Here is a 756-nt window from a genome sequence, read left to right on the forward strand (position 1 = left end):
AACTGGAGTTCACGCGGGTTCCCTGAGACGTACGGCGGTCGCATCGGCGCAAGTACGCAGGTGAGCACCCTGCGCCGGACGAATCAGCGAGCGCACGAGGTTCTCGCACTCACAGGCAGATTCCGCGAGAGGGTTCGGGAACTTGCCCGTGAGTGCGGGAATTCGGAAGTCGCGCGTCAGGCAATCCACGCCTCACCGTGTCGATGCCGGTCCAACCCCACAGCTGAGAACTCGTCCTCGCCGGCGCCTGCCACTACGCCCAACCGCCGCAGCGCTTGAGAGATCGGACTGCCAGCAGGCGGAAAGGGCTGGCCCTCCTCCACGTGAAGCGGTCCCAGCACGACAGTGCCGCTACCCCACACGGCAGCCCGCTGCTCGCCCACGCCGCCGAAGTACTCAGCTTCCACGTAGGCCAGCGGCCCACCGGCTGACCAGGCAGCGAGAGCCTTCTCGAAGTCTCTTGGCAACCGCCAGAACCCCAACGCGCCTGCACCGCTGCCGTCCGCGACGGAATCGAACAGGGCGTCTGTCATCAGCATCAGCGACAGGCCTTGTCCGATCGACGCCAGCCGAGCAGCAGGCAAGTCCCGCGCCGCGGCACGCAGCGCCTCCCCGTCAGCGATCACTGCTTGCAGGTTGTAACCCATCCCAACACCCCTCCAGATCGGAGGCCCCATCTTGTCCCAGATGGCGGACGTGAACCCGCGCGGAACCCCCGCCAGGACCACCACACCCCCAGCGGGTTCTCGCCGGAGC

1 protein-coding gene is annotated in these 756 nt (G+C 67.1%); it reads right to left on the reverse strand.

The features are described 5' to 3' along the window. Positions 1 to 176: 176 nt before the first annotated feature. Positions 177 to 647, reverse strand: coding sequence for a hypothetical protein (locus tag KUM49_RS36570; RefSeq protein ID WP_217241273.1), 471 nt, complete (start codon positions 645 to 647; stop codon positions 177 to 179). Positions 648 to 756: the final 109 nt, after the last annotated feature.

The organism is Streptomyces sp. AC555_RSS877 (assembly GCF_019049245.1).
Taxonomy (GTDB): domain Bacteria; phylum Actinomycetota; class Actinomycetes; order Streptomycetales; family Streptomycetaceae; genus Streptomyces.